Raw genomic sequence first — 26,825 nt, forward strand, 5'->3', positions numbered from 1 at the left:
GAGGAATACCTTATGTTTACCAATCCAGTGATCAATTCTGTACTAAAAAACGAAGGCGGGTATGTTGACCACCCGAATGATACCGGCGGCCCGACCCACTGGGGTATTACCGAAAAGACCGCCCGCAGTTATGGCTACACCGGGAAAATGGTCGATTTCACGAAAGAAGATGCCTACCTGATCCTGGAGAAAAATTACTGGTATCAGCCGGGTTTTGACAAAGTCTATGCCATCGCACCCGTGCTGGCGCTGGAACTGTGCGATACCGGGACTAATATGGGGCCGGTGGTCGGCATCAAATGGTTGCAACGCTGGCTGAATGTGTTTAATCAGGAGGAGGCCCATTATGCCGATATCACCGTTGACGGCAAAATTGGCCCCGGCACCTTAAAGGCGTTATCGCATTTCATCGAGAAACGCGGTACGGAAGGCGCCGGGGTACTTGTCACCTCCCTCAATTGCAGTCAGGGGCAACGTTACCTGGAACTGGCTGAAGGGCGAACTGCCAACGAATCATTCGTTTATGGCTGGATGAAGGGGCGGATAAATCTCTAATTTTGTCGGAATCTTCGGTGAATGCGTATGCAAATCATAATGCTTATCAATATTAAAGGTGGATTTTTCTGACAGTTAAATGCATAAAGAGTTGTATTATTTATTTTGCAGAAAACTATCCCATTATCTGGAGAGTCAATAATGAATGAGCCAAGTGCGATTAATTTCGATTACAACCTAATTAAGATAATGAACGAAGTCATTGTTTCAGGGAATATCTCAAAAGCGGCAGAAAATCTGAGCCTTACACCCTCAGCAATAAGTTTGTCGATAAACAAACTCAGGCGGCATCTTGGGGAGGATTTGTTCTACCGTACGGCTACTGGTCTGAAACCCACCGCCACCGCGCTGGATATTCATGATTCCTTTGTTAATGCGATTACAATTATTGAAGATGTCCTCCAGTCGACAAAAACGGAGGGGCCATCCTGTCCAATATTGCGCGTGATGTGTCCTGATGTACTTGAGGATTATTATTTTAACAGGATGTATAAGAACGACTCCGGCAAAGCAGTGAAAGTTGAGTTTTCCAGTACGAATAATATTAAGAGTGATGAAATGGTAAAGAGTTTGTTGCATGCCAATATTGATGTGGTGATTTCGCATCATGTCCTGCAACATGAAAAAATCACGTCGGTAAAGATGGATGCCATGGATAACTTCGTTATCTTGTGCGGTGCCAACAGTTTATTATCCAATCAAAAAGAACTGGCGTTGTTGCACTACTATGCATTACCTCACGCCGTTTATAATGACGGTGTTTATACTGATTTCACCAACCTTCTTGGCACCTCTCTGACCATTGATGCGCCTTATGCGGGCCTGGTCAAGGTCATTTACCGCTCTTCTTCTATCAACGGTATCATCAGCGCACTGGAACGCAGTGATATGCTGACGGTCCTGCCTCGTATGCTGGCAGACTATTTTATCAGGGAGCGAAACTGTAAGCTAAAGTACTTTGATTTACCGAAAGAAATTTCTATCAAACAGTCGCCTGTTTACATGCATTACTTGTCCAACAGCAGCAAAAGACGTTATGTACATATGGTACTTTCTCAGTTGAAAGCCGTTGAGCCTGTTTGAAAGATGTGGCAATAAATGCGGTTAAAGAGTTTTACGATGAGATATTTTTATTTTTTAATGAGTGCTTTTTAATAAATATACTGCACAAGATGATTAAAATTAATTATTGACGTTAAGTGATTATCGCCTTGATGCGAACCGGATTATGATTGTCGCAGTTATCTAATTGTACTTAATTAATCTATGAGGTTTTCATCATGATCAGTTTTCATGCTAAAGAAGTAGTATTTATCGAATTTGAATTATTAGTGTCCATATTAGTGATGTCGTCATGGGGTGGGTTGGTGCGTTTTATTATGTGCTGCAAAACTAAACCTACTGTTGAGGATATTTATAAGTGCTTTGCGCAAATTGTCGTGTCGTGTTTCACCGGTTTTCTGTTAAGCATTGTTTTTATTGAAAGGGATATGGGTTTTAATATGATTTTGCTGACCTCCGGGATGGGAGGCGTGCTCGGTGGACCGTTATTAATGATAGCGGGTGACCGGGTGAAGAGGTTGGCGGAAAAATTTACGTTTGCTCAGCGGTAAACGAAGGGAATCAATGAAATTTCACATTGAGTGACAAATATGCGGATCGATTCCAGTGAGTCGGTCCGCATTTTTATTTTTGACGTAAGTTTGTAAGCCGTAATTTAATAAATATCATCCTGTTTTTATGATGTTTATGACTTTGTTTTTATTAGCAGAAATGTGATTGGGAGAATAACCTTTTGAGTAACAGGGCAGGGAGGTATTACAGAGACTCTGGCCAGTTAATATCATGCGGAAATTATTTTTCAGCATTTAACTTCGACTCAATATATAAGGTTATCCTTATGCGCAGAACCAAAGATAAAGCCCTTTTACAGCTTATAACCCTTTCCTGTCTGATGTCCGGCATGGCACCGGCGCTGGCAGCCGATACGTCAGAGCCCTATGTCATCAAAGAAAGTGACCTGATCAAAAAAGAGAACAGCCTGACTCAAAATCCGCTGATGCAGGAAGTGAAAGCGTCGATCCGTACGCTGGACAACGATTCTGTTGATAAAATCGCCCCAGGCCGCAGCGATAACCCGGCTAACGTCAAGCGGGTGGAAAGCATTCTGGGCAGCGATAAGTGGGACTATATCTTCCCGCTGCGTGACCCGAGCTATACCTACACCAAATTCCTGCAAGCCATCGGTAAGTTCCCGGCGGTGTGCGGTACGTATACCGATGGTCGTGATTCTGATGCCATTTGCCGCAAAGGTCTTGCCACCATGTTTGCACACTTTGCACAGGAAACGGGCGGGCACGAAAACTGGCGTCCGGAAGCCGAGTGGCGTCAGGGGTTGGTTTATCTGCGTGAAATGGGCTGGAAAGAAGGGCAAAAAGGCGGCTATAACGGCGAATGTAATCCAAACGTCTGGCAGGGACAAACCTGGCCTTGCGGTAAAGATGCCGATGGCGATTTTGTCAGTTACTTCGGTCGCGGGGCCAAACAGCTTTCTTACAACTACAACTACGGGCCGTTCTCTGATGCGATGTTCGGCACGGTCAGAACCCTGCTCGATAAACCGGAGCTGGTGGCTGATACCTGGCTGAACCTTGCCAGTGCGGTGTTCTTCTACGTCACGCCGCAGGCACCGAAGCCAAGCATGCTGCACGTGATCGACGGTACCTGGCAGCCAAACGATCGTGATAAAGCCAACGGTCTGGTGCCGGGATTCGGCGTAACTATTCAGATCATCAACGGCGGTGTTGAGTGCGGTGGCGCACAGGAAATCGCCCAGGGTCTGAACCGTATTTCATATTACAAAAGCGAAGCGGAATACCTGAAAGTCCCGGTTCCGGCAAACGAAGTGCTGGGCTGTAAAAACATGAAACAGTTCGATGAAGGTGGCGCAGGCGCATTGCCGCAATACTGGGAACAAGACTGGGGATGGTCAGCAGAAACGCCAACCGGTCTGACGTATTCCTGTCAGCTGGTCGGTTATCAGACACCGTTCTCCGCGTTTAAAGAGGGTGATTACAAACGCTGCGTGCAACACTACTTTAACGTGAAAGTGGTAGATGATGCCGGTAAAGAGGAAGCGGTGACGCCTGCTCCTGAACCGACGCCTGCACCAACACCTGAACCGACGCCAGCCCCGGCTGACGGCAATTCAGCGCCTGTGGCAAAACTCTCCGGCCCGATTGGTGATGTGGAAAGCCAGGCGAATGTAACGCTTAATGCGGCTGAATCCACCGATGCTGACGGCGATAAACTGACTTACAGCTGGCTGCTGCCGAACGGCACTACGCTTGCCGGTAACGATCGTAAGTCGCTGAGTTTTGTTGCACCGGTGGTGACCAGCAAACAAAGCTTCAACTTCACCCTGACCGTCTCCGACAGTAAGAAAAGCAGTGTGGCGACGTATGTTCTGACAGTCACACCGAAAGTATTGCCGCTCCCTGATGCAGGCACCAGCACCGGCTGCGCTGATAACTGGGATGCCGGTAAAGTGTATAACGGCGGAGAAAGTGTTAACTGGAAAGGTAAGGAGTATCTCGCGAATTACTGGACTCAGGACAATGAGCCAGGTAACCCGTCATTCACCGGCGAATGGTCACAGTGGAAAGAGATCAAAGCCTGTAAGTAACGTGTAATTCATTGGCAAATCTACAGTAAGTCCGGTTTCCGTTCACCGGGGAAAACTAAAATGGGTGCGATTTCCGCGCCCATTTTTTTCATCCCTTCACCGGCCGCTTTTGTCCAGCCATCTGCCCATTTCGGCCAGCGCTTCATCAAGATTTTCTCGACCAAAACCGATACGCAGGAAATCTTCCGGCACGGTATTCAGTTCTGACGCGTAGGCGACAGAAGGGATCACCATCACACCGGCTTCTTCAACCAGCTGCGTGGCGAAAGCTTCAGCGCCCTCTGCACCGGTATAACGTGGAAACGCCAGCACACCGGCCTTCGGCACGCTGAGCCGGAACAGATGCGGGTATTTCGCCAGAAATGCAGTAAGCGACGCGAGCTGACGGCGCGAGCGCTCCATCACCCGTTCTAGTATGGGCGCACGGGCATTGAGTGCCACGGTAGTGAGAAACTCTCCGGGCATTGAGTTGCAGATAGACAGGTACTGTTTCATGCGCTCCAGTTCCAGCATCCACGATTTATCCTGACACGCCACCCAGCCGATGCGCAGGCCCGGCAATCCGTAAGCCTTTGACGTTACATTCAGGGAGATCCCGCGCTCGTAGACATCGGCCAGTTGCGGCAGACGATCGGCCGGATCGAACTCGGTCAGCCGGTACACTTCGTCTGAGAAGATCCAGATCCCGCGCTCACGGCACAGGTCGATCAGCTCATTAAGTTGCTGACGGCTGATAAGCGCACCGGTCGGATTATGCGGGAAGTTAATCACCAGCACTTTGGTATTGGGGCGCAGTGCGTCGCGGACTTTACCGGTATCCAGCGCCCAGTTGTTATCCGCATCGAGCGCCACGCCGGTGACGTCGCACAGCGATAACGGCACGCTTTCCAGCGACTGATAATTCGGGGTGATCACTACCGCGTGATCGCCGGACTTGAGCAGCATCTGAAAGCTGGCATAAATCGCTTCGTCGGCACCGGCAAAACTGATGACGTCCTGCGCGGTGACATTTTTATAGGTCGAGGCGATGGCGTCGAGCAGTTCGGGTGTTCCGCGCAGTGGCGGGTAATCCAGCACGGTTTGCATGAACGGCGCGCGATATTGTTTTCCGGCCAGTTCAAATAACGTATCGATGCTCATCGATTCCGGATAAGACGATGACAGCGGAAAACGCACGGCGTGTTCGAGACGCGAGAGATAGCTGATTAAACGAAAATCTTCAGGAAAAGACATAGCGTATCCGTTGATAAGAATTTAAAACATCAGCGACGCTGACCTTGTGCAAAACGGCGCTCAAGGCGGCTTTGCAGCAGTTCCAGCACAATCGACATAATCCAGTATATCGCCGCCGCCGTCGCCAGCATTTCCATATAACGGTACGTGCTGCGCCCGTAGGATTGCGCCAGAAAGTTCAGTTCCCACAGTCCCATCAGCGAGACTAATGAGGAATCTTTCAGCATCGAAATAAACATCGAACCGGCGGGCGGAATAATAATGCGCAGCGCCTGCGGTGCCGTCACATGAACCGCCACCGTCCAGCGCGACACGCCGAGCGCCAGCGCGGCTTCCTGCTGGCCGCGTGGTACCGAGAGCACGCCGCTGCGGATAGTTTCCGCCAGATACGCGCCGTAGTTCATCGACAACGCAATAATGCCGGAACTGAGCGCGCCGAGCACAATCCCGACCTGCGGCAATGCCAGATAGATAATCAGTACCTGCACCAGCAGCGGCGTACCGCGAAACAACGAGGCATAAAACGTCGCACAACCAAAGGCCAGCGCATTGTCCGACATCCGCCCGAGCGCGGTGATAAGTCCTATCAGCAGACAGAAAAACATCGAACAGGCGGTGATCATAATGGTCAGCGCCGCGCCCTGAATAAAGCCGTCCGGCGAAAGACGCAGACCCAGCAGGAAGGGCAGTTTCTGGCCGATCAGGCTCCAGTCGAGCCCCATTTTGCTGAACGCGCCGAGCAGCAGGCTGAGCAAAATCAGCCAGGTCAGCCCGGTTTTAAAAGTAAACGCGTGTGCATGGTGCCAGCGCTCCGGCGTTTCCACCTTTGGCTGGCTGTCCGGGATTTGCGGCATCACGGTACCTCGTGCGTAATATCTTCACCCAGCCAGTGCTGAGAGATTTTCGCCAGCGTGCCGTCGTCACGCAGCGATTTAATGGTGTCCGCCACTTTCTTATCCCACTCTGCGTCGCCTTTATCGGTCGCGACCCAGTTAGGTTCTGCGTACAGTTCGGTGACAATTTTAAACACCGGCGCCCGCTTGATGCGGGCGTTAGCGGTGGCCAGATCTGAAACCACGCCGTCGAGGCGAACGCCCGGCCCGAGTGCCAGGTTCTGGAACGCCACTTCTTCATCGCTTGGAATGACCTGGACGTTATCGAACGGGAAAGCGATCGGCTTGCTGCCCGGGATCACCAGGGTTTTTTGCAGGTAAGTTTCGTAGGAAGAACCGATGCCGACGCCAATCTTTTTATTGCTCAGATCGGCGGCTGATTTAAAGCGGTCATCTTTCTTATTCACCACCAGAACTGCTGGCGAATTGTAGTACGGCGTCGGGAAATCCAGCACTTTGGCGCGCTCAGTGTTTGGCGTCATCGAGCAGATACAGGTATCCCAGCGCCCCTGCCATTTACCGCCGACAATGGTTTCCCAGCCCGGCGCGATGATTTCAAGTTTTACGCCCATGCGCTGCGCCACGGCTTTCGCCACATCCACGTCAAAACCGGCCAGCTGATTATTGTCATCAATAAAACCGAAAGGCGGATAGTCGTTGACGATGGCATTGCGCAGTACGCCCGTTTTCGTCACGCGATCAAGCGTTGCACCGGCAAACGAGGCAGCAGAAAACAGTGTGGCAGCAAGGAGTGTCACAGCAACAAACGAAGTGCGCATAAATGGAGTTTCCTTAAACGTAACCAGATTGGGAAAATATTGTAAAAACCTACACTAAGTTTTAGACGTATAGAAGTCTAAATTCAGCGTTTTTTCACTTATTCTCCACTTATAGTCAACTCTGCGGAAAATCCTATGAATAGCAGCGCATTACTTCACTCTCTAGCTCAGCAAGCCCGCCCCGACGTTAATTGAAAAACCTAAAATCGCCAGATTAAAGACAAAGGAAATGACGGACTGCAGCAGGGCAATCTGGCGCATGTCGGTGGTGCCGGTGGCAACGTCAGCGGTTTGTGAGGCGACGGCGATGGTGAAAGAGAAATAGAGGAAATCCCAGTAACCGGGTTCGGCAGGTTTTTCCGGGAAAATCATCGGCGTCACGTCTTTTGTCCGTCGCAGATAATGGTGATGAGCGTAATGCATGGCGAACGACGTCGGCAGAAGGGCCCACGAGGCAATCAGCGTGGTCGCGGTCAGCAGAATATGCAGCGTTTTTGCGGTTCCCGTAAGCTCTTTGAGCGAACCGAGCTCCATCAGGATCGCCAGAATACTGACAAGACAGGTCAGCGTGACCAGCGTCAGCACCAGCGTCGCGCTTTCATCCTGGGTTTTGGCGATATGCGGAATATCTTTTGCTTCGGTGCGCAACATACGAAACCACAGGAAAAACAGGTACAGCCACGCCAGCACGTTCCAGCCGGTCATCAGCCGCTGTAAAATCCCCAGATGCGACGGAAGAGAAAAAAAGCACACCACACCGGCAATTATCGAGATCAGTAAACGGCCACGCACGCGCAGATAATGGCGCAAAGATAAACTCATGATGTCAGGCACCTGGCAAAAAACACGGATACCTTAACTGTAGTCGCCGGGGGCAAACTCACACGTTCTGACTTATGCGCAATTTCTTCCAATACCCGATTACAGCGGAATGATGTAGTAGGTTTACTCTATTGCGCTCAAGGGTCTGAAACTATGTTTACTACGTCATTTTGGCCAGCTGCTGCGGCATATCAGGTTTCAATGATGGATCTGGATGCTCCGGAAAATTTACATCCCAAAGCTCTGCAAACTATTCACTATTGCCTGCGCCTGACGGAAGCCATTAATCAGCTGGAAGCAGCCTGTGAAAGCCGTTTGCTGGACGCGCTGCGGGAAGAGATGTCGATTCAGTGTTTCCGTCTGGCACCGATGTTTGACGATCCTGATACCCGGCGTGGACTGTTTTTACGGGCGGAAATTCTGGCGGATGACAGTTGCGGAAAAACAGTTTTGCCGCAAATTGCCGGTCTGAATGAACAGCAACTGGTGCTGGGCATTGGCAACACCTCGACGTGGGTCGGTAAATCCAGACAAAGTTTTTATTCCTCATGGTTTGGCGAGCCCGCGCCGGTTTTACAGGAAATTTCCGACGTGATGGACAACCTGTTCCCGGAAAGCCTGCTGTATCTGCAAAAGGAAATCGCCGCGGATTTACTCGCGATGCCGGGCTGTGCCTACAAAATTATCAATCTGTTTGGCATCGCGGGTGAGGCCAACACGTATCCGAAACACTTTGCGTATTTCTTCCCGGAGGACGAAGGACTGAAGTATTCGCCGGTGAAGCGCACGGTGGTCTTTGCCAATACTTACCTGCAACTGTTCGAACTGTTTTCGCGGACCGAAGCGGTGAAAATGGGCTGGGCGGAAGACGCGTTGCCGGAAAGCCAGGTGTGCCAGCGCTATCTGATTGCCTGGTTCCGCGGGCATGACCTGGGGCATTCGCTGGTGCGTAATGAAAACGTCTTCCCGAAACTCAGCAAAATTGATCGCTGGGGATCAATGATGGTGCAGGAAGCGCTGGCGGATCAGTTCGGTCTGCTGATGTGTCTGACGCCGCAGGTCACTGACGGATTGCAGCTCGACCGCACGGTGCTGGCGCGCATTTATTTCCTCGAAATGCTGCGCTATCTGCGCCGCGGCCCCTCAAGTTATCCCGATGCCGGTGCAGCGTGGATCCAGTTCAATTATCTGCGTGAGCACGGTTGTGTTGAGCTGAAAGCCGACTCGATTGATTTCCATCCGGAGCTGTTCTTTACCCAGATGGCAAATCTCACCCGTCTGATGAGCGAAGAACTGCTGGGTGGCGATACAGAGCGCGCGCAGGCCTTCATGCTGCAACATTGTCCGCATACCAACCCTGAAGATGTTGAGATCCTGATGGCGCGGCTGGGCACGACCAATGACATGATCGAATACAACCAGTTAATCAAGAGAGTCCCGTTATGATGCCGTTTTCAAATGGATTTTTGCTCAGCCTGTCGCTGTGTCTGGACATCGGGATTGCCAATATCGCCATGATGACGCTGGCGATGCAACGCGGCTATTTTCACGGCTTCTGGCTGGGTATCGGCACCTGTATCGGTGATTTGATTTACGCCGTGCTGGCGCTGGCAGGCATGACGATTTTGCTGCAATACCAGAGCGTGCGCTGGGTATTGTGGGTCGGCGGCTCGCTGATGCTGATGTGGTTTACCTACAAAATGATCCGCGCCGCACTGGCTCCCGCGGAAAATCTGAATGCCGGGGATAACGTTCCGCAGCGATCGGTATTGCGAAATTTCGGACGCGGCATTGTTCTGGCGATGTCCTCACCGACGGCAATTTTGTGGTTTGCCGCCGTCGGCGGGGCGCTGATTTCGCGGATGGGACAAGGCGGGACGGCAGATGCTTCATGGTTTCTGAGTGGCTTTTTCATTGCCGGCGTATTCTGGACGGTCGTAATTTGCTCGGTCGGCAGTCTGGGCGGGAAAATGCTCGGCACCAAAATGCTGCGGTATTCTTACATGGCCTCTGCGGTGATTTTCTCGTACTTCGCGCTGTATGTAGTGATCACCGGCTATCGTGAATTTATCGTGTAAGCGACGGATTCATCTGCTGCGAAGCGTTGAGGGACAGCGAATAAAGATGGGGAGTGATCCCCATCATTTTACGGAAAGTATTAATGAAATGGCTTTGATCGTAAAAGCCCAGGCGGATCGCCACATCCAGCGCATTGTCGTTTTTACGCAACTGATTGCGGGCTTCCAGTAAACGTAACTGCATATGGTATTGCAGCGGCGGCATGCCGATGTGCTGGCGGAACAGCCGCACAAAATGGAACTTACTCAGCCCGCTGACCTGAGCCAGCGTATCAAGATGAATTTTTCGCGTCAGATGGTCGCGCATAAAATCCAGAGCGAGCTGTACAGGGCGCAGGGATTGTTCCTGTTCTCTGGCTGGTTCTTCCAGCAACGCGCCGAGCAACCACAGTAAATTTTGTTCCTGATCGTCATCATTGAGTGTGCGTTTGTAATGGCACAGCGCGGAAAACAGCTCTGGATTATTCAGTACGCCTTCTTTGAGCACCGGCGCGCAGTGGTCTGAACGCAGATTCTGATCAACCGAAACCTGACGCAGTAATGACTGTGGAATATGCACGCTGAGGAATTCGACTTTGTCATCGCCAAACCGGGAAGACTGAATGGTAGCCGGATTATAAATCGTGATGTCGCCGCCGCGCACCAGCCCGGTTTTGCCGTGCAGCCAGATTTCTTCCGTGCCGGTCAGATTGGCACTGATGACGTATTCATCGTGAGTATGACGCGGAAATGAGGAATTACTCGCGGTCAGATGCGAGCACTCAATGTCGTTAGCCATCGTCCATTCAGAAATAGAAAGAGACACATTCCACCCCGTAGATCATTGCTGTGCGAAAAATTGACACGTTTTGTTTTTCTTATGCAGAATTTATAGCACAAACTGTTAACAACAAAAGTGAATGACTTTCATCACGGCACCGCTCCCTGTATGCCATGCCAGCGGACCTCACGACCGGCTGCCTGTGAAGCACTACCCCTCCGGTGTTTACAAACAGTTTGATCTAAAAAGGCTTCCGTGGACGAATTTTTCAGATTTTGCCCATAAGTACGAGTTGTCCTGTACAGATGCATACACGAGGATCGGACGGTAACCGTCTGAATGTTAAATAACAGGCCTGAAGGTTATATTTAAGCGCCAGAATTCGATTATTAATAACCGCATTTTATCTTTGTTTCACATGATGAGAACAATTTCTAAAACTCGCTGAAACCCGCTTTGACAATACGTGCCAGTTTTTACTGCTTATTTTATTTAATGCCTGTCTTTATTCCTCCCCGCCTTGTCATTTCATTACGTAATAGGGCAAAATATGCGCCCCGCAAATCGGGGATTAACCGTTATTTCTTCATTGGCGAAGGACTCTTCGCACAAGAAAACTTTCAAAACAGAGGCCGGGCTTAGTACCGGATAGATATTTACTTTCAGATACCGACAGTCATGTCGCAAGGAAACATTAATGGTGCAGCACTCTCACTATGCCGCGTTTTCCATCATGGGAATTACACATCATGTCGGATAACGTCGTTACGGGTACCGCCTCCCGCGTGGAATTGCGTAAAAGTCTTACGCTGATTCCGGTTGTCATGATAGGCCTGGCCTATATGCAACCCATGACACTGTTCGATACGTTCGGTATTGTCTCCGGCCTGACTGACGGCCATGTGCCAACGGCGTATGCGTTTGCGCTGATCGCCGTCCTGTTTACCGCGCTGAGCTACGGCAAGCTGGTGCGCCGCTATCCTTCTGCGGGCTCGGCGTATACTTACGCGCAAAAAGCGATTCATCCGGTGGTCGGCTTTATGGTCGGATGGTCGTCGCTGCTCGATTACTTATTCGCGCCAATGATTAATATCCTGCTGGCCAAAATCTATTTTGAAGCGCTGGTGCCTTCGGTGCCGTCGTGGATATTTGTGGTGGTGCTGGTCGGATTTATGACGCTGTCGAATTTGCGCAGTATTAAAACCGTCGCCAACATTAATACGCTGGTAGTGGTCTTGCAGATTGTGCTGATTACGGTGATCACCGGTATGGTGATTTATGGCGTTGATCACGGCACCGGCTACGGCACGCTCGCCAGCACTAAGCCTTTCTGGGGTGAAAACGCGCATACCGTGCCGATGATTACCGGCGCGACCATTCTGTGTTTCTCCTTTACCGGCTTTGACGGCATCAGTAATTTGTCGGAAGAAACCAAAGACGCAGAACGGGTTATCCCACGGGCAATATTCCTGACGGCATTAATCGGCGGCGTGATCTTTATTGCGGCGACGTATTTCCTGCAACTCTATTTCCCGGACATCTCCAGCTTTAAAGACCCGGACGCGTCACAACCTGAAATTATGTTGCAGGTGGCGGGCAGGGCGTTCCAGTTTGGCGCACTGATTTTCTCCAGTATCACCGTGCTGGCTTCTGGTATGGCGGCGCACGCGGGCGTTTCCCGTCTGATGTATGTGATGGGGCGCGACGGCGTGTTCCCGAAACGTTTCTTCGGTTATATCCATCCGAAATGGCGCACGCCGTCTTTTAACGTGCTGCTGGTGGGCGCAATTGCCCTGATGGCGATTAACTTTGACCTGGTGACGGCAACCGCGCTGATTAACTTTGGTGCGCTGGTGGCGTTTACCTTCGTGAACCTGTCGGTGATTTCGCAATTCTGGATCCGTGAGAAGCGCAATAAAACCGTGATGGACCACATCCAGTATCTGCTCTTGCCATTGTGCGGTGCGCTGACGGTGGGCGCGTTGTGGGTGAATCTGGAAGAAGGGTCGATGGTGCTGGGGCTGATCTGGGGCGCAATCGGCTTCATTTATCTGGCCTGCATGACCAAAAGTTTCCGCAATCCGGTACCGCAATACGAAGACGTGGCGTAACGCCTGACTGATATGAAAATGGCTCCTTCGCAGGAGCCATTTTTGTTTCTGCTAGTGAACACCCAGCCAGCGCATCAGCGCCGTAACGGCGGCGGCCGCGATAATAATCACAATCAGCGGCGCTTTTCGCCACGCTAAAAACAGCGCAACGCCGACGCCAATAATCCGTGCGTATCCGGCAAAATGCTGGCCTTCAAACAGCGCCGATGTCGCCGCAACGGCGAGCAATAAGGTGGTCGCAGAATCGGAAAGCATCGTCTGCGTCGCCGGTGAGAAATTAAGACGCGAACCGAGACGGTAACCGGCCACACGCATCAGGAACGTTCCGGCGGCCAGCACCGCAATACCGGCAATCATCAGGCTGTGAGAGATCATTTCCGGTTCCTCCACGTTAGTAATCCGAGCAGGGAAAACAGCACCGGCATACCGGCAGGCACAAACGGCACGGCGGCGACGGAAATCAGCGCACCACAGGAAGCGGGAATGCGCGTCCGGCGGCTGCGCAATGCCGGGAAAATCAGTGCCAGCAAAATGGCCGGGAATACTGCGTCGAGGCCAATGGCTTTGATATCGGGAATGAACTGGCCGATGTACGCACCGGCAATCACGCTGACCGGCCAGAACAGCGCAATACCCGCACCGCATAACCAGTAGGCTTTTTTGCGTTTTTCATGAGTAGGCTGGGAGATGCCAAACACCACGCTTTCATCATTCATGATGTGGCAACCGAGCCAGCTCATGCCCTTGCTGCCGACCAGATCCTTTACCGCAATCCCGAACGGTAAATGGCGCGCATTGACCAGTAATCCGGCTGCGGCCGCGGCGAACGGACTGCCCCCGCCGCCGACGATGGCGATAAATAAAAACTCAGACGCACCGGCCAGTACCAGCAGTGAGAGCATCAGCGGCACCCACAGCGGAAAGCCGCCCGCGACGGCCAGCGAACCATACGAAATCCCCACCAGACCATCGGCCAGGCAGACCAGGAAGATGGCTTTCACCACATCACTTCCCAGCGGTGAAAAGAAACGCGCAGACATAATTCAATCCCATAACGAACGATTTCCCATTATAATGAACGCATCTGAATCGTTCTTCAAGTCGAACGATCGTTCGTTATATAAAACAGGCAGGATCATGTCGCAACCTATCAGCGTTATCTCTAAAGGTCTGGTTCGTGAACGTCAGCGGGCGGGTATATCACTGGCAGAAGTCGCGCGTCGTGCTGGCATCGCCAAATCAACGCTGTCGCAGCTGGAAGCGGGCAACGGTAATCCGAGTCTGGAAACCCTGTGGGCGCTGTGCGTGGCCCTCAATATTCCTTTCGCGCGCCTGATGGAACCGGAAATCAACAAGATGCAGGTGATCCGCCGTGGCGAAGGCCCGACAGTGGTTGCTGAACTGGCGGATTATAAAGCCGTTTTGCTGGCGACGTGTCCGCCGGGTTCGCGCCGGGATATTTATCTGCTGACCACCCAGCCGGGCGCGGATCGCGTTTCCAGCCCGCATCCGCAGGGATCGGTCGAACACATCATTATCACGCAAGGGCGTGCCCTCGTCGGGCTGGTGGATTCGCCGGTGGAGCTGAATGCCGGTGATTACATTTCCTATCCTGCCGACGTGGAACACATCTTCCGCGCACTGGAACCAGACACCATGGCGGTGCTGGTGTCGGAGCAGAGTTGAGGTTTTGTGTTAATGATCAATCTGTGATCCCGGAGGTACTGCGCGGCAGGTATATACAATAAAGAGTCTGGCTGCTGAGTTATTAATGACCTACAATTTGCGCGGGAATTATTAATAGCTAAGGGATGACATGGCTGACATTGAAGATATCGCCACGCGGATTGCCGGGATTATTCTGTCCCCTGATTCTGTATATGGCCTTATAAACGGTGAGTTCATATTCATAAAAATTATGGGTCAGGCGGGGGAAAAACGTAATGCTGCATAATAATTTTTTTATAGGCTATATCCGCTCCTTACTCCGTATTTTCTCTAAAATCTTTACCTTCACTATTCATCATGCTTTTGAAGGGCTTGTTGGCCCGCTGATCGTTATTGGCCCGCTAATTTGCATTATAATTGTCGAAACCTGGCTGATGAAATATTTCAGCATCGGAGTGTGGCTCGTATTACTATACTTTCTGTATAAGGTGACTGATAAAATCACTGGCAGATAAAAACGGGATAATTAATTTCCTTAATAAGGTTCCCCCCATTTGCAGGGATCATATTTGATCCCTGCCTCAGACCGCCCTCTTAAAACGTAATCAGTTTCTTCGTCACACTGTTCTTTAGCAGCAACATTGAAGACAGCACTGAAAGCAGGAACGTCAGCAGGATGACGAACAGTTTTGCGGTCAGGGAATTGATCGGGATCCACTGGATTAATAAATTGAAAAAGGTGTAGTGGAGAATATAAACGCCGGTCATGGTTTTCCCCAGCGAACTGACCATTTGACTGACCGGCAACCGCGTGGCGTCCTGTTTGACGCCATTGGCCGCGATAATAATCAATACCACCAGAATATAGACCTGCGATCCGGTCAGAATAAAGCTGTTGCGCTCCATATTGAAGAGTGAAAAGAAGAAATGCTTTTCATAAAACCAGGTGAAAATATACACAAACGGAATGGCGATGGCAGCAATTTTTGCCACCCGCGGGCGGCCATACATCGCGGAAATCACCGGATCATACAACAACTGCCCGGTCAGATAATAAAGCACCCAGGTCCAGATGCGGAACTGTGCGGGCGTCGAAAAGGCTTTGTGTTCCGTGTAATAGATGGCCAGCAGATCATACGCAAACGAAAAAATCAGCAGACCGGCAATCAGCGAGGCGAGAATGACGCGTCTTTTAGCCAGCCATTCCACCAGCGGGTGGAAGGTGTAAATAATGACCAGCGAAAAGATGAACCACGGCTGGATAAGATAGCCTTTCTGGTAAGGCCCCCATAAATAATAAATCGAAAACCAGAAGATGAAGAGGGTTAATATGCTGCGAATTTTCTTCATCTGCCATTCTGTTGTGTGCTGCGAACCGGCATCCATATAACCGGTAACCACAAAAAACAGCGGCGTGGCGATGGTCGAAATAAAGGTCAGAAAAGCCAGAATGCTGTCGTAGTTATAATTGTAATTGTCGTAAGTGTTATAAACGGTAAAAAAAGTCACGGCGGTCAGGCAGCCGAGCGTTTTAATAATATTCAGTCCCGTGGTGTTCATTGTGTACGTCGTTGTCCTTCACGATGGAAACAGTTGTAAATCACCGGCAGCGCGAGCAGCGTCAACACGGTGGCGAATCCCAGCCCGAACATGATAACAACCGCCATGCTCTGGAAAAAGACATCAAGCAATAACGGCGCGAGGCCGAGCACCGTGGTGAAAGCGGTCAGCAGGATAGGGCGCAGACGCGACGTGGCGGCGTAGATAATCGCTTCGGTCTGACTCTTCTCTTTTTTCTGCTGGCCGATTTCCTCGACCAAAACGATGCCGTTGCGGATCAGCATGCCGCTCAGGCTGAGCAGGCCGATCAGCGCCATAAATCCAAACGGAATGCCGGTCAGCAGGAAGCCAAATGTCACGCCGATCAGCGCCAGTGGCACGGTCAGCCAGATGGCGATGGCGTTTTTCACCGAACTGAACATCAGTACGGTGATGATAAACATCATCAGGAAACCAATCGGCAGCGTGGTGAATAATCCCTGCTGCGCTTCAGCGGAGTTTTCCGCGTCGCCGCCCCATTCTATGCTGTAGCCGTGCGGCAAGGTCAGCGCCTCAACCTGCGGCCGGATACGCGCCAGCATATCGCCGGAAGTCTCGCCACTGGCCGGATCCGGATCGGTCAGCACGGTCAGCACCCGAGAGCGGTCGCGCCGCATGATCAGCGGGTCTTCCCATTCGACCCTGAAATCACTGACCACGTTACTTAGCGGAATAAACTGCTGGCGCGTCTGGCTCCAGACCATGATATTGGCCATGTGATCGACATCCAGCCGTTCCGCTGACGGGGGACGCAATACAACCGGCATCAACGTCGAACCGTCACGGAATATGCCGACGGTGCTGCCGCTGAAATTCATCTGTAATGCGCTGTCGACGTCACCCCGGTCAACGCCCAGTTCGCGTCCAAGATAAGGCGAGAACACCGGGCGCACCATTTTGCTGCGATCCTGCCAGTCGTTGCGCACGCCGTCGGCTGCGCCGTCCTCGAGAATAATTTTATCGACCTGACTGGCGATCTGGCGAAGCGTATCGGGATCGGATCCTTTGATGCGCACTTCAATCGCGCTGCCGCCGGACGGGCCAAACATGATGCGTTTCAGGCTGGCATTGACCTCGGGATAATGGTCACGAATGTTCTTTTCGGTGCGGCGGGTCAGTGCGGCGATTTTCCGCTGATCGTCCATACGCACCATAATCTGCGCATAGTTGGAATACTGGCGTTCGCCGTTGTAGGTGAGAATAAAGCGCATCCCGCCCTGACCGACGGTGGTCACGGTGTTTTCCACGCCTTCCTGATGATTGATCTCTTTTTCGATTTCTCCCGCAATACGCGCGGTGTGATTGATATCGGTGCCATAAGGCATCCACAAATCGACGAAGAAAATTGGCGTATTAGACGACGGGAAAAAGTTCTGGCGCACAAAGCCGAATCCCCAGACTGATGCCGCCAGCAGCGCGGCGAGAACAACCAGCGTGAGAGTCTGGCGTACCAGCAGCGCCGACAGCACGCGCCGGTAAACACGAAATATCCAGCCGCCGTAGGGATCATCGGCCTGCTCATCCGTTTTTTTCTCTGCCACTTTCATGTTGGCGAATGCCCATTTCACCAGCACCGGCGTCAGCGTGAGAGCAGTCACCCAACTGAGCATCAGCGATATCAGTAATACCTGGAACAGCGATTTACAGTATTCCCCGGTCGAATCCTGCGAGAGGCCGATGGGTGCAAACGCCAGAATGGCAATCACGGTGGCGCCCAGTAAAGGCAGGGCAGAACGTTTAATGATGTGCGAAATGGCATTCATCAGCGGATTACCCTGCTGACGGGAAATGAGCACGCCTTCCACCACCACAATCGCATTATCCACCAGCATACTGAGCGCGATAATCAGCGCACCGAGCGAAATACGCTGCAGCTCGATGCCGAACAAATACATGATAAGCAGCGTACCGAGCACGTTCAGCGCCAGCGACACGGCAATGATGATCCCGCTGCGCAGCCCCATAAAAATCAGCAGTACGCCGACCACAATCGCCAGCGCCATCAGGAAGTTAATGATGAATCCGTCGACGGATTTCTTCACTTCAGAGGCCTGATCATAAAATACTTTCAGCTGGATCCCGGCCGGTTTATCGGCGGACAACTGCTGCATGCGGGCTTCAATCGCATGGCCAATATTCATGACATTCACGCCGGGAATATACGAGACACCGATGGTCAGCGCATCGCGGCCATTCGCGTGGTAAATATTGCCCGGATGATCGCTTACGCCCTGCGACACCGTGGCGATATCACGCAGGTAAATGCTGTGCGTGGTTCCGGCGGGGCTGATCAGCACATTATTCAGTTCATCAATATTCTGAAAACCACCGGTCGGATGCAGTCGGATCGACTCGCTGCCGACGGTCATGCTGCCCGCGTCGGATACCAGATTCTGCCGGTTCAGCACATCGGCCAGACGCGGCAAGGTCACGCCGTATGCTGCCATTTTGGCGCGGGAAATCTCGATATAGACCTGTTCAGGCAGGACACCGCCGATGGCGACCTTACCGACGCCGGGCACCAGCACCAGTTCCCTGCGCAATTGTTCTGCATATTTACGCAGTTCGGGATTGGTAAAGTTGTCGCCATAAATCGAGAAAAAATAGCCGTACACATCGCCGAAATCATCGTTCACGAACGGCGGGCTGACACCAGGCGGAAATTGCAGCGTGGCGTCATTGACGCGTCGGCGCAGTTCATCCCAGATTTGCGGCAGTTCGGAGGAGTGATAGCGGGAGTCGATATTGACGGTGATTTGCGATAAGCCGACGGCGGAAATCGAGGAAATGTTATCGACATAAGGCAGGCGTTGCAGGGCGTTTTCCAGCGGCAGCGTGACTTCTTCCTCAACCTGCTGGGAAGATGCGCCGGGATACTGTACGGAAACCACGGCAGTTTTGATGGTGAACGCCGGATCTTCCAGCCGCCCGATATTGAACAACGCAATCAGTCCGCCCACGCCGAGCAGCAGGATCACCAGCCAGACGCGCGTGGGATTATTAATAAAGCTGTCGTTAATGCTCATCACAGACCCCGTTCCCTGACCCAGATGCGAACCGGTTGCTGGGCGTGTAATTCGCTCACGCCCGCCGCGACCACTCTGTCTCCTTTTTGCAGGCCGGATTTAATTTCGATGCCCTGAGAGGTCAGTTCGCCGACGGTCACTTTGCGGTCTTCGACATGTAATGTGTCGCCTTCACCGGCAATGACCCAGACGTGTGCCTCATTGCGCTGGCTGCTGTCCGGGTTAAATACCGCTTCGACCGGCACCACCAGCGTATCCACGGGGGTTGCCGTCGCGAGATTGGCCGGATTGATGGTCACCGTGCCGCTTAAACCGGCGACGGCCGGGAAGTTTTCCGGGCGTGGCATGATCAGCGTCACCTGCCAGGTGAGCGAATTGGCTTCGCTGCTGGCGGTGTGTTCTTTATAAGTGGCGGTGAATTCGCGGTCAGGAAGGTTGTTAATGCGTACCCGTGGCTGGTAACTGGCATTACGCATATCGAGGCTGGTAAACAGGTTTTCCGGTACGCTGAAAATCACATCTAACAGATCGGAGCGGCTGATCGTCGCGACCGGCTGACCGGCGGCGACGACCTGATGATTGCGTACAGAAAGCCGGGCGATCACCCCGCTGAACGGTGCGGTCAGGTTCAAATCATTCAGTTCTTCCTGTGCGATTTTCAGCGCAGCTCTGGCCGAATCCCGGCTGGCTTTATGCACTTCGAGTTCCGCCTGCGACACCACGTTGCGCCGTGCCAGCGTCTGATATCGTTCGAACTGACGCTGTGCCAGCGTGGCGGCGCTCTGGCGATCGTTGAGACGCTGACGGGCATCGTTGTTAGTCAGCCGGGCGAGGATTTGCCCCTGTTTCACTGCTTCGCCTTCCCGCACTTCCAGCGTCTGCAACTGGCCTGCGCGCTTAAATGCGATATCAGTATTATCGCCAGCCAGAATGCGTGCCGGAAAAACGCGGGTACTCAGCGGACTGGCCGCTTCAGCGGTAGCGATTTTAACCTGACGTGGCGGAACGGGGGCGTCTGCGGTTTTCTGATCGCAGGCGCTTAAAAGTAAAAGGAGGATCAGAGCGGGAGAAAAGCGGATATTCAAAATACTTCCCCTCATGCAAACCACATGCGAAAAATTTATTCCCGGCAGAATAGTGCAGGCCTTTGATACACAGGCTCCGCTATTTTCTGCTATGACGTATTTTTAGTAAGACTATTAAGCTACTTATTGTTTTTGTTTATTTAATTGTTTTTTTAAAGCAAGGAATTAACACTATTTAAGTCGGTATATTATAGTTTATACAGCTTTACGCATCTTGCCAGAAAACATCACGACAATTCATTCATTACCCGCTTCATTCATGAACCATTTCAGGGGTCAAGGAGTCAGGCATTATGAATAATCCAGCGCCACTTGCTGTGAATAAAACGACCACAGAAAAACTGTGGTATCAGCAAACTGTAGAAGAAAGTCTGGCGGGGTTGCAGTCAGGGCCAGCCGGGCTTTCCCCCGAAGACGCACAAAATAAACTAAAACATTACGGACCGAATGTTCTTCCGCAGAAAGAAGGTAAGTCTTTATTTATTAAGTTTATCTCTCACTTTAAAGACATCCTGATTTATATTTTACTCGCCGCTGCCGTTGTCACCGCAATAATGGGACATTGGGTCGACACACTGGTGATATTAGGCGTGGCGGTGATCAACGCCTTAATTGGTTTTATTCAGGAAAATAATGCCGAGAAATCATTGAAAAGTATTCAGAATATGCTTTCCAGTGAGGCGCTGGTATTACGCGGCGGACAGCAGGTCACCGTAGCAACCGATGAAATTGTGCCGGGCGACATTGTACTGCTGCGTCCCGGTGACAAAATTCCTGCCGATTTACGTCTGATAGATGTGCATAACCTGCGGGTTGAGGAAGCCATTCTGACCGGCGAATCCACGGTGGTATCGAAAAAAACCGATTCGCTGGAAGGTGAGAAGTCGATTGGCGACCGCAAAAACCTTGCATTTTCAGGCACTACGGTCAGTTCCGGTACCGCCAGCGGCGTGGTATTTGCCACCGGCGGCCAGACCGAGCTTGGCCATATCAATGAAATGTTGTCCTCCATTGAAGACAATAAAACGCCGCTGCTGGTGCAGATAGACAAACTGGGTAAATCCATTTTCGTCATCATTGTGTTCATGATGGTGGCGCTGCTGATTTTCGGTTATCTGCTGCGCGATATCCCGTTCGGTGAACTGCTGCTGTCGGTGATAAGCCTGGCAGTCGCGGCGGTACCTGAAGGCTTACCGGCGATCATCTCGATCATTCTTTCGCTCGGCGTGCAGGCGATGGCGCGCTCCAAAGCCATTATCCGCAAGCTACCCACCGTGGAAACGCTGGGCGCGATGTCGGTGATTTGTTCGGATAAAACCGGCACGCTGACCATGAACGAAATGACCGTCAAAGCCGTGATCCTGGCGGATAACATCTGGACGGTGGAAGGCAACAGTTACGAACCTATGGGCAGCTTCACGATTGCCGGTTCGGCGTCGCCGCTGCCTGCGGATTCTTCGCCTTTGCTGACTCAGTTCCTGCGTACCGTCGATATCTGTAACGACAGTACGCTCAAACAGGATGCTCAGGGTCACTGGGGGATTACCGGTGGCCCGACCGAAGGAGCACTGAAAGTGCTGGCGGCCAAAGCGCATTTGCCGGAGCTGGCGTTTAATCTCAGCAGTAAAATTCCGTTTGATTCGCTCTACAAATATATGGCGGTGGCGGGCGAGAAAAACGGTGAGTCGCAGATCATGCTGACCGGTGCGCCGGATGTGTTGCTCAAACTCTGTCAGTTTCAGCAGACGCCGCAAGGTGCGGTGCCGCTGGATCATGCGTACTGGGAGTCGGCGATCACGCAATATGCCAGCGAAGGGCTGCGCATGGTGGCCGCGGCCTGGAAGCCTGTCGATCAGCCGGTAGCAGCACTCGATCATCCTGAACTCAGTCACGGTATGGTACTGATCGGCATTGCGGGCATGATGGATCCGCCGCGTCCGGAGGCGATTGTGGCGATTGGCGAATGTCAGCAGGCGGGGATACGCGTCAAGATGATCACCGGTGACCATCAGGAAACGGCGATGGCGATCGGTAAAATGCTCGGGATCGGTAACAGCGAAAATTCCATCACCGGTTATGAGCTGGAACATATGGATGACGCGCAGCTGAGAACGGCGGCCGTTCAGTTCGACATTTTTGCCCGTACCAGCCCGGAGCATAAACTGCGTCTGGTAAAAGCGTTGCAGGAGACCGGTGAAATTGTCGGGATGACCGGCGACGGCGTGAACGACGCGCCTGCGTTGAAACAGGCCAACGTCGGGATTGCCATGGGCATTAAAGGCACCGAGGTGACCAAAGAATCCGCTGATATGATCCTGGTGGATGACAACTTTGCCACTATCGCTAACGCGGTCAGGGAAGGGCGGCGGGTTTACGATAACCTGAAGAAAACTATTCTGTTTATTATGCCGACCAACCTGGCGCAGGGGTTGCTGATTATCATCGCCATTCTGATGGGGAATCTGCTGCCGTTAACGCCGGTGCAAATTTTGTGGATGAACATGGCAACGTCCGCCACGCTCTCCTTCGGCCTGGCATTCGAGAAGGCTGAAAGCCGTGTGATGCGCCGTCCGCCGCGTAATGTCAGCGCACACGTCATGGATAAATACGCCATCTGGCGTGTGGCCTTTGTCGGGCTGCTGATTTCAATCAGCGCCTTCATGCTGGAAGCCTGGTTGCAACCGCGCGGTTATGAACCTGAATTCATCCGTACGGTGCTGTTGCAGACGCTGGTGACCGCGCAGTGGGTGTACATGATTAACTGCCGCGATTCGGATAACTTCTCACTCAACCGCGGTTTGCTGCAAAACAAAGGGATCTGGATTGTCACCGTGGTGCTGTTCGCGCTGCAGGCGATCATTATCTACGTTCCGCTGATGAACACGCTGTTCGGCACGCGACCGCTGCCGTTCTTCTACTGGATCATTGGTCTGCTGATCGGTATCGCGCTCTTCGTGATTGTCGAGATAGAAAAAGTACTGACCCGCAGCTGGCGGAAAGTGAGTTAACAAACCGCATGGTCATCAGATATCCGCTGCTAAACCTGAAACCAGCCGAAAGGCTGGTTTTTTTTGCCCGGATTAAGGCATTTATTTTCCCAATGGATATCCTTTTGGAAAAAAAATTTTACATATTCCTGCACCCTGTCTGGCAGATGAATAGCGTAAAGGGAAATCTCTCTCTTTTGATACGTAAATGTTACGAAAAGCGGGAGTTAAAATAAGAATACTCTTGGTCACATTATTGGATAAAAAACAAATCAGGGGTGATGATTGTTTCAAATTAAAGCAATAAGACTATTTGCACATCGTGTAAGAATACTCTGAGGTATAGCCTGATGAATTACAAATGTTAATTTACAAGCATAAATGTATATAAAAAACCAATAGATCAGTTCCACATAATAAGTTTTTCAGAAAATCACTCAATTCTTATGTTTTCATGTTTATTATCGGTAAATAAATGAAACTTAAATCACCTTTAAAAAAGAGAAATATTCTGTTTTAACGTAAACTTTTAGGTGAATTATTCTGCGGATGAAACACATTCTATGGGGTGGATTGTTAATGAGACTATTCTTAGTTTCTTGTTGAAATATATCAAAAATCGTCGTGTTCCTCACATTTTAAAGGTGTTTTTCGGAATTTATTAGGAATCTGCCTAGTAAAAATTGATGGATTTAACGATAAGAATGTGTAAATCGATCGGTTAAACCTATTGTTGATTGCAATTATGAGCGAGAAAAACGATTTGAAGAGTTTCCGCTGCGTATTACTCTACATACGGCTACTGAAAAGATTTAAATAGGATATAGAAAGAATTTTAATATTCGTTTTCCGTATATCTCTCTGAGAGTGCTTTATTCTTTCCCGGTTTTACGGGGCAGAATTTAAGCGTTTTTAAAACCTCACAATTAGGCGGTTCAATGCCTCGGGTAATAATTTGGAGTGAGTGCCAGTATACAAAATTGGCGTTGAAAGAAATAATCTCCAGTAAGTTACCTTACGTTAATGAAGTCATTTCTTATGACCACTGCGATGAGGTGAACTTGTATGCAAAAGATTATCTGATCATTGATCCATCAGGCGGCGGGTTCCACAGATGTTATGAGTTTTTGCGAGAAAATCTGAGCGTATTGGACCCGGAAAGGATCCTTATAATGTCCTCTGCGGTCGATATGTTGATGCTTGAACTTTTGCTTAAGAAAGAATTTAAGTTTCTTAAGAAAAAAAACGAATTGCCTGTCGTTGTGGCTTCAGTAGAACAGTTTATCCAGCTTCAGGGCACGACGCTTAACAAAGAGGCTTTTAATTACAATATTACCAGGATGGAAGAGAAGGTTTTAGTGATGATGATGTCTGGTCTGTCGGTGACAAGCATATCAAATATTCTCAAACTCAGTGTCAAGACGGTAAGTGTACATAAGTGCAATTCCTTAAGAAAAATAGGCGTTGACGCCAACAGCAGTTCAGCTTTGTTTTTTTTGCATAAACACGCAGTGGGAAACAGAATTGGCAGTTAAATTGGCAACACCAGGGAACCCTTTCACTCAGAAAACGACAGACCCCCTCGGACCAGAAAGATTTGTTCAGTCTTTTTGGTTTAATAAAGAGAATATTAAGTAATGTATTGGTGAACAGGACGTTATTCACCAGTTGCAAATTTAATATAGATCCACCCGCGTTAATCACCCTTAGTATGTCGGTGAGGATTAACTGCGTTAAATATTAGCTTGGTGATGTTTTGGCAAATTGGTGGCCGTAAACCAGGGGCGGTAGCATAGCCAAAAACAGTGAGTTATGTTTGTATTAAAAATGTATGAAATTTACTCTTCGGATTATTCCATAGAAATTAACAGCATCAGTGCTTGACTCTGCGTCAGAAAATGTCATGTATTTTATTAATCACTAAAACATTCTATGCCGACTCATGCAGCTAACGCATTATTATTCATCAACATAAAATTCCTTCAGGCAATTGCGTGAGGGAAGATTATTATCGTTAATTGTTGTGAGGTGCATATGACATTTCTCACCAGGAACCTTTGGTCAAATTTATTACTCGCTTTATCAGATTTTCTTAGCTTCACCCTTTCTCTGTATTTGGCTAAAGGGATACTGAGTCAGGTCATGACGAATTTTGAGCAACGGATCCCCGCTGCACAGACTTCCGGCTGGATTGTGCTGCACAGCTTATTAGCCATTTGCTGTGTGGCGTGGTTTCACCTGCGACTAAGACATTATTACTATCGCAAAACATTCTGGTTTGAACTGAAAGAAATCCTGCGCACTCTGCTTATTTTTGCACTTATCGAAATCGCAGTGATCGCCTTCGCTAAATGGTATTTCTCTCGTTATCTCTGGGTACTGACCTGGACTCTTGTACTTATTCTGGTGCCATTTGCACGAATGATGACCAAGCGTGTGCTGGATTCTCTCGGGCTTTGGGAACGTGATGCAATCATTATTGGCAGCGGCAATAATGCGCGTGAAGGGTATAACGCCATTAAAAGTGACAGAAACCTCGGGCTGCGGGTTCTCAAATTTATTTCCAGTGAACACGGTGACCAGCCCGGAGATACGATAGAAGGCGTGCCGGTTATGCCTTCGGACGAAAACTGGGTACGCACTAATGTCGATAAAAAGACGCAGTTTATCGTGGCCGTAGAGTCGCATCAGAGCAACATCCGAAATGCATGGTTGCGGGTATTTATGATTAATGGTTACCGGTCCGTTTCTGTCATCCCCACGCTTCGCGGTATGCCGCTGGATAACACCGATATGTCATTTATATTCAGCCAGGAAGTGATGATTTTCCGCGTGCATCAGAACCTGGCTAAGTGCTCCTCGCGGTTGGCGAAACGCTTATTTGATATCGTCGGTTCGCTGGCGATCATCATGCTGTTGTCGCCGCTGCTGCTCTACATCTGCCGTAAAGTGAGAAAAGATGGCGGGCCCGCAATTTATGGTCATGAGCGTATTGGTCAAAATGGTAAACCCTTTAAATGTCTGAAATTCCGCTCGATGATAATTAACTCGAAGGATGTGCTGGAAGAGTTGCTGGAAAATAATGCAGAAGCGCGACATGAATGGGACCTGACGTTCAAGCTGAAATATGACCCGCGCATAACGGCTATCGGCCATTTTCTGCGCCGGACCAGTCTTGATGAGTTGCCGCAGCTCTTTAACGTTTTAAAGGGTGAAATGAGTCTGGTAGGACCGCGTCCTGTTGTTAGTGCGGAACTGGAGCGTTATTGCGATGAAGTTGAATATTACCTGCTCAGCAAACCGGGAATGACCGGGCTTTGGCAGGTGAGCGGACGCAGTGAAGTCGATTACTCAACCCGTGTTTATCTTGATGCCTGGTATGTCAAAAACTGGTCAATGTGGAATGACATCGCCATTTTATTTAAAACCGTGAGTGTTGTGCTCCGAAGGGAGGGGGCTTATTAGACTGATAACTACAATCTCGTGATGATTTTTTAATAAATTACTCTGCACCAGATGTCTTTATAAGACATAAGTTCGTCAA

The 26,825-nt window shown here is 50.5% G+C and carries 22 protein-coding genes; 12 read left to right on the forward strand and 10 right to left on the reverse strand.

Translation table 11 applies throughout. The features are described from left to right. Positions 1–12 precede the first annotated feature (12 nt). From EC840_RS08145 to EC840_RS08160, 4 genes are all read left to right on the forward strand, one after another. Positions 13–555 (forward strand): glycosyl hydrolase 108 family protein, encoded by a 543-nt coding sequence (locus EC840_RS08145; protein WP_129637886.1) that lies wholly within the window; start codon positions 13–15, stop codon positions 553–555. Positions 556–696: 141 nt separating this feature from the next. Continuing rightward, a complete protein-coding gene (locus tag EC840_RS08150) occupies positions 697–1,638 on the forward strand; it encodes a LysR family transcriptional regulator (RefSeq protein WP_112287783.1) in 942 nt (313 codons plus the stop codon). Between the two features lie 197 nt (positions 1,639–1,835). Beyond that, positions 1,836–2,168: a phage holin family protein gene (locus EC840_RS08155; RefSeq protein WP_112287784.1), complete on the forward strand. Its 333-nt coding sequence runs from the start codon at positions 1,836–1,838 to the stop codon at positions 2,166–2,168. A gap of 287 nt (positions 2,169–2,455) precedes the next feature. After that, positions 2,456–4,240, forward strand: a complete 1,785-nt coding sequence (locus EC840_RS08160; protein ID WP_129637887.1) for a chitinase — start codon at positions 2,456–2,458, stop codon at positions 4,238–4,240. A 96-nt stretch (positions 4,241–4,336) separates the two neighbouring features. On the opposite strand, the gene EC840_RS08165 is transcribed toward EC840_RS08160, so the two are convergent. The 4 genes from EC840_RS08165 to EC840_RS08180 all read right to left on the reverse strand — a co-directional run bounded on the left by EC840_RS08165 (position 4,337) and on the right by EC840_RS08180 (position 7,967). Continuing rightward, positions 4,337–5,473, reverse strand: a complete 1,137-nt coding sequence (locus tag EC840_RS08165; protein WP_132964911.1) for a pyridoxal phosphate-dependent aminotransferase — start codon at positions 5,471–5,473, stop codon at positions 4,337–4,339. A gap of 29 nt (positions 5,474–5,502) precedes the next feature. Next, positions 5,503–6,327: an amino acid ABC transporter permease gene (locus EC840_RS08170; RefSeq protein WP_129637889.1), complete on the reverse strand. Its 825-nt coding sequence runs from the start codon at positions 6,325–6,327 to the stop codon at positions 5,503–5,505. Further along, entirely contained in the window at positions 6,327–7,145 is an 819-nt protein-coding gene (locus tag EC840_RS08175; protein WP_129637890.1) for a transporter substrate-binding domain-containing protein, read from the reverse strand. The genes EC840_RS08170 and EC840_RS08175 overlap by 1 nt, the downstream gene beginning before the upstream one ends. Positions 7,146–7,307: 162 nt before the next feature. After that, positions 7,308–7,967, reverse strand: coding sequence for a DUF1345 domain-containing protein (locus tag EC840_RS08180; RefSeq protein ID WP_129637891.1), 660 nt, complete (start codon positions 7,965–7,967; stop codon positions 7,308–7,310). A gap of 153 nt (positions 7,968–8,120) precedes the next feature. Here EC840_RS08180 and EC840_RS08185 point away from each other — a divergent pair, with 153 nt between their 5' ends. Next, positions 8,121–9,413 carry a hypothetical protein gene (locus tag EC840_RS08185; RefSeq protein WP_112287790.1) on the forward strand — a complete coding sequence of 431 codons (1,293 nt, stop codon included), beginning with the start codon at positions 8,121–8,123 and terminating at the stop codon, positions 9,411–9,413. Continuing rightward, on the forward strand, positions 9,410–10,045 hold the full coding sequence (locus EC840_RS08190) for a LysE family transporter (protein WP_112287791.1): 636 nt from the start codon (positions 9,410–9,412) through the stop codon (positions 10,043–10,045). The genes EC840_RS08185 and EC840_RS08190 overlap by 4 nt, the downstream gene beginning before the upstream one ends. Here EC840_RS08190 and EC840_RS08195 read toward each other — a convergent pair. Beyond that, complete coding sequence (locus EC840_RS08195) at positions 10,035–10,850, reverse strand: AraC family transcriptional regulator (RefSeq protein ID WP_112287792.1); 816 nt, start codon at positions 10,848–10,850, stop codon at positions 10,035–10,037. The two genes, EC840_RS08190 and EC840_RS08195, sit on opposite strands and share 11 nt — an antisense overlap. Positions 10,851–11,554: 704 nt before the next feature. Here EC840_RS08195 and EC840_RS08200 point away from each other — a divergent pair. Beyond that, positions 11,555–12,916, forward strand: a complete 1,362-nt coding sequence (locus EC840_RS08200) for an APC family permease (protein ID WP_112287800.1) — start codon at positions 11,555–11,557, stop codon at positions 12,914–12,916. A gap of 51 nt (positions 12,917–12,967) precedes the next feature. Here EC840_RS08200 and EC840_RS08205 read toward each other — a convergent pair whose 3' ends face one another. Then, positions 12,968–13,291, reverse strand: a complete 324-nt coding sequence (locus EC840_RS08205; RefSeq protein ID WP_132964913.1) for an AzlD domain-containing protein — start codon at positions 13,289–13,291, stop codon at positions 12,968–12,970. Then, on the reverse strand, positions 13,288–13,956 hold the full coding sequence (locus tag EC840_RS08210) for an AzlC family ABC transporter permease (protein ID WP_112287793.1): 669 nt from the start codon (positions 13,954–13,956) through the stop codon (positions 13,288–13,290). The genes EC840_RS08205 and EC840_RS08210 overlap by 4 nt, the downstream gene beginning before the upstream one ends. 97 nt (positions 13,957–14,053) lie before the next feature. Here EC840_RS08210 and EC840_RS08215 point away from each other — a divergent pair, with 97 nt between their 5' ends. Together EC840_RS08215 and EC840_RS25270 are read left to right on the forward strand one after the other, a co-directional pair. Next, positions 14,054–14,602: an XRE family transcriptional regulator gene (locus EC840_RS08215; protein WP_113878142.1), complete on the forward strand. Its 549-nt coding sequence runs from the start codon at positions 14,054–14,056 to the stop codon at positions 14,600–14,602. A gap of 130 nt (positions 14,603–14,732) precedes the next feature. Beyond that, on the forward strand, positions 14,733–14,870 hold the full coding sequence (locus EC840_RS25270; protein ID WP_165353114.1) for a hypothetical protein: 138 nt from the start codon (positions 14,733–14,735) through the stop codon (positions 14,868–14,870). A gap of 308 nt (positions 14,871–15,178) precedes the next feature. Here EC840_RS25270 and EC840_RS08225 read toward each other — a convergent pair whose 3' ends face one another. Genes EC840_RS08225 through EC840_RS08235 form a run of 3 tightly spaced genes read right to left on the reverse strand, consistent with a single transcriptional unit; the run spans position 15,179 to position 20,294 of the window. Continuing rightward, on the reverse strand, positions 15,179–16,144 hold the full coding sequence (locus tag EC840_RS08225; RefSeq protein WP_112287796.1) for an acyltransferase family protein: 966 nt from the start codon (positions 16,142–16,144) through the stop codon (positions 15,179–15,181). Further along, positions 16,141–19,209, reverse strand: coding sequence for an efflux RND transporter permease subunit (locus EC840_RS08230; protein ID WP_132964917.1), 3,069 nt, complete (start codon positions 19,207–19,209; stop codon positions 16,141–16,143). Before EC840_RS08230 ends, EC840_RS08225 begins: the two co-directional genes overlap by 4 nt. Continuing rightward, positions 19,209–20,294, reverse strand: coding sequence for an efflux RND transporter periplasmic adaptor subunit (locus EC840_RS08235; RefSeq protein WP_112287798.1), 1,086 nt, complete (start codon positions 20,292–20,294; stop codon positions 19,209–19,211). Before EC840_RS08235 ends, EC840_RS08230 begins: the two co-directional genes overlap by 1 nt. Positions 20,295–20,587: 293 nt before the next feature. On the opposite strand from EC840_RS08235, the gene EC840_RS08240 reads away from it, so the two are divergent. From EC840_RS08240 to wbaP, 3 genes are all read left to right on the forward strand, one after another. Continuing rightward, positions 20,588–23,302, forward strand: coding sequence for a cation-transporting P-type ATPase (locus EC840_RS08240; RefSeq protein WP_129637898.1), 2,715 nt, complete (start codon positions 20,588–20,590; stop codon positions 23,300–23,302). A 917-nt stretch (positions 23,303–24,219) separates the two neighbouring features. Beyond that, positions 24,220–24,816 (forward strand): helix-turn-helix transcriptional regulator, encoded by a 597-nt coding sequence (locus EC840_RS08245; protein WP_113878148.1) that lies wholly within the window; start codon positions 24,220–24,222, stop codon positions 24,814–24,816. 499 nt (positions 24,817–25,315) lie between these two features. Beyond that, positions 25,316–26,746: an undecaprenyl-phosphate galactose phosphotransferase WbaP gene (gene wbaP / locus EC840_RS08250; RefSeq protein ID WP_129637899.1), complete on the forward strand. Its 1,431-nt coding sequence runs from the start codon at positions 25,316–25,318 to the stop codon at positions 26,744–26,746. Positions 26,747–26,825 lie beyond the last annotated feature (79 nt).

The sequence above is a fragment of the Rahnella sp. JUb53 genome, assembly GCF_004346065.1.
In the GTDB taxonomy this organism is placed as follows: Bacteria; Pseudomonadota; Gammaproteobacteria; order Enterobacterales; family Enterobacteriaceae; genus Rahnella; species Rahnella variigena.

Excerpts from the sequence above, each read along its gene's own strand:
- EC840_RS08145 (WP_129637886.1), top strand. The coding sequence starts at position 13 with ATGTTTACCAATCCAGTGATCAATTCTGTACTAAAAAACGAAGGCGGG.
- EC840_RS08150 (WP_112287783.1), top strand. The coding sequence starts at position 697 with ATGAATGAGCCAAGTGCGATTAATTTCGATTACAACCTAATTAAGATA.
- EC840_RS08155 (WP_112287784.1), top strand. The coding sequence starts at position 1,836 with ATGATCAGTTTTCATGCTAAAGAAGTAGTATTTATCGAATTTGAATTA.
- EC840_RS08160 (WP_129637887.1), top strand. The coding sequence starts at position 2,456 with ATGCGCAGAACCAAAGATAAAGCCCTTTTACAGCTTATAACCCTTTCC.
- EC840_RS08165 (WP_132964911.1), bottom strand. The coding sequence starts at position 5,473 with ATGTCTTTTCCTGAAGATTTTCGTTTAATCAGCTATCTCTCGCGTCTC.
- EC840_RS08170 (WP_129637889.1), bottom strand. The coding sequence starts at position 6,327 with ATGCCGCAAATCCCGGACAGCCAGCCAAAGGTGGAAACGCCGGAGCGC.
- EC840_RS08175 (WP_129637890.1), bottom strand. The coding sequence starts at position 7,145 with ATGCGCACTTCGTTTGTTGCTGTGACACTCCTTGCTGCCACACTGTTT.
- EC840_RS08180 (WP_129637891.1), bottom strand. The coding sequence starts at position 7,967 with ATGAGTTTATCTTTGCGCCATTATCTGCGCGTGCGTGGCCGTTTACTG.
- EC840_RS08185 (WP_112287790.1), top strand. The coding sequence starts at position 8,121 with ATGTTTACTACGTCATTTTGGCCAGCTGCTGCGGCATATCAGGTTTCA.
- EC840_RS08190 (WP_112287791.1), top strand. The coding sequence starts at position 9,410 with ATGATGCCGTTTTCAAATGGATTTTTGCTCAGCCTGTCGCTGTGTCTG.
- EC840_RS08200 (WP_112287800.1), top strand. The coding sequence starts at position 11,555 with ATGTCGGATAACGTCGTTACGGGTACCGCCTCCCGCGTGGAATTGCGT.
- EC840_RS08205 (WP_132964913.1), bottom strand. The coding sequence starts at position 13,291 with ATGATCTCTCACAGCCTGATGATTGCCGGTATTGCGGTGCTGGCCGCC.
- EC840_RS08210 (WP_112287793.1), bottom strand. The coding sequence starts at position 13,956 with ATGTCTGCGCGTTTCTTTTCACCGCTGGGAAGTGATGTGGTGAAAGCC.
- EC840_RS08215 (WP_113878142.1), top strand. The coding sequence starts at position 14,054 with ATGTCGCAACCTATCAGCGTTATCTCTAAAGGTCTGGTTCGTGAACGT.
- EC840_RS25270 (WP_165353114.1), top strand. The coding sequence starts at position 14,733 with ATGGCTGACATTGAAGATATCGCCACGCGGATTGCCGGGATTATTCTG.
- EC840_RS08225 (WP_112287796.1), bottom strand. The coding sequence starts at position 16,144 with ATGAACACCACGGGACTGAATATTATTAAAACGCTCGGCTGCCTGACC.
- EC840_RS08230 (WP_132964917.1), bottom strand. The coding sequence starts at position 19,209 with ATGAGCATTAACGACAGCTTTATTAATAATCCCACGCGCGTCTGGCTG.
- EC840_RS08240 (WP_129637898.1), top strand. The coding sequence starts at position 20,588 with ATGAATAATCCAGCGCCACTTGCTGTGAATAAAACGACCACAGAAAAA.
- EC840_RS08245 (WP_113878148.1), top strand. The coding sequence starts at position 24,220 with ATGCCTCGGGTAATAATTTGGAGTGAGTGCCAGTATACAAAATTGGCG.
- wbaP (WP_129637899.1), top strand. The coding sequence starts at position 25,316 with ATGACATTTCTCACCAGGAACCTTTGGTCAAATTTATTACTCGCTTTA.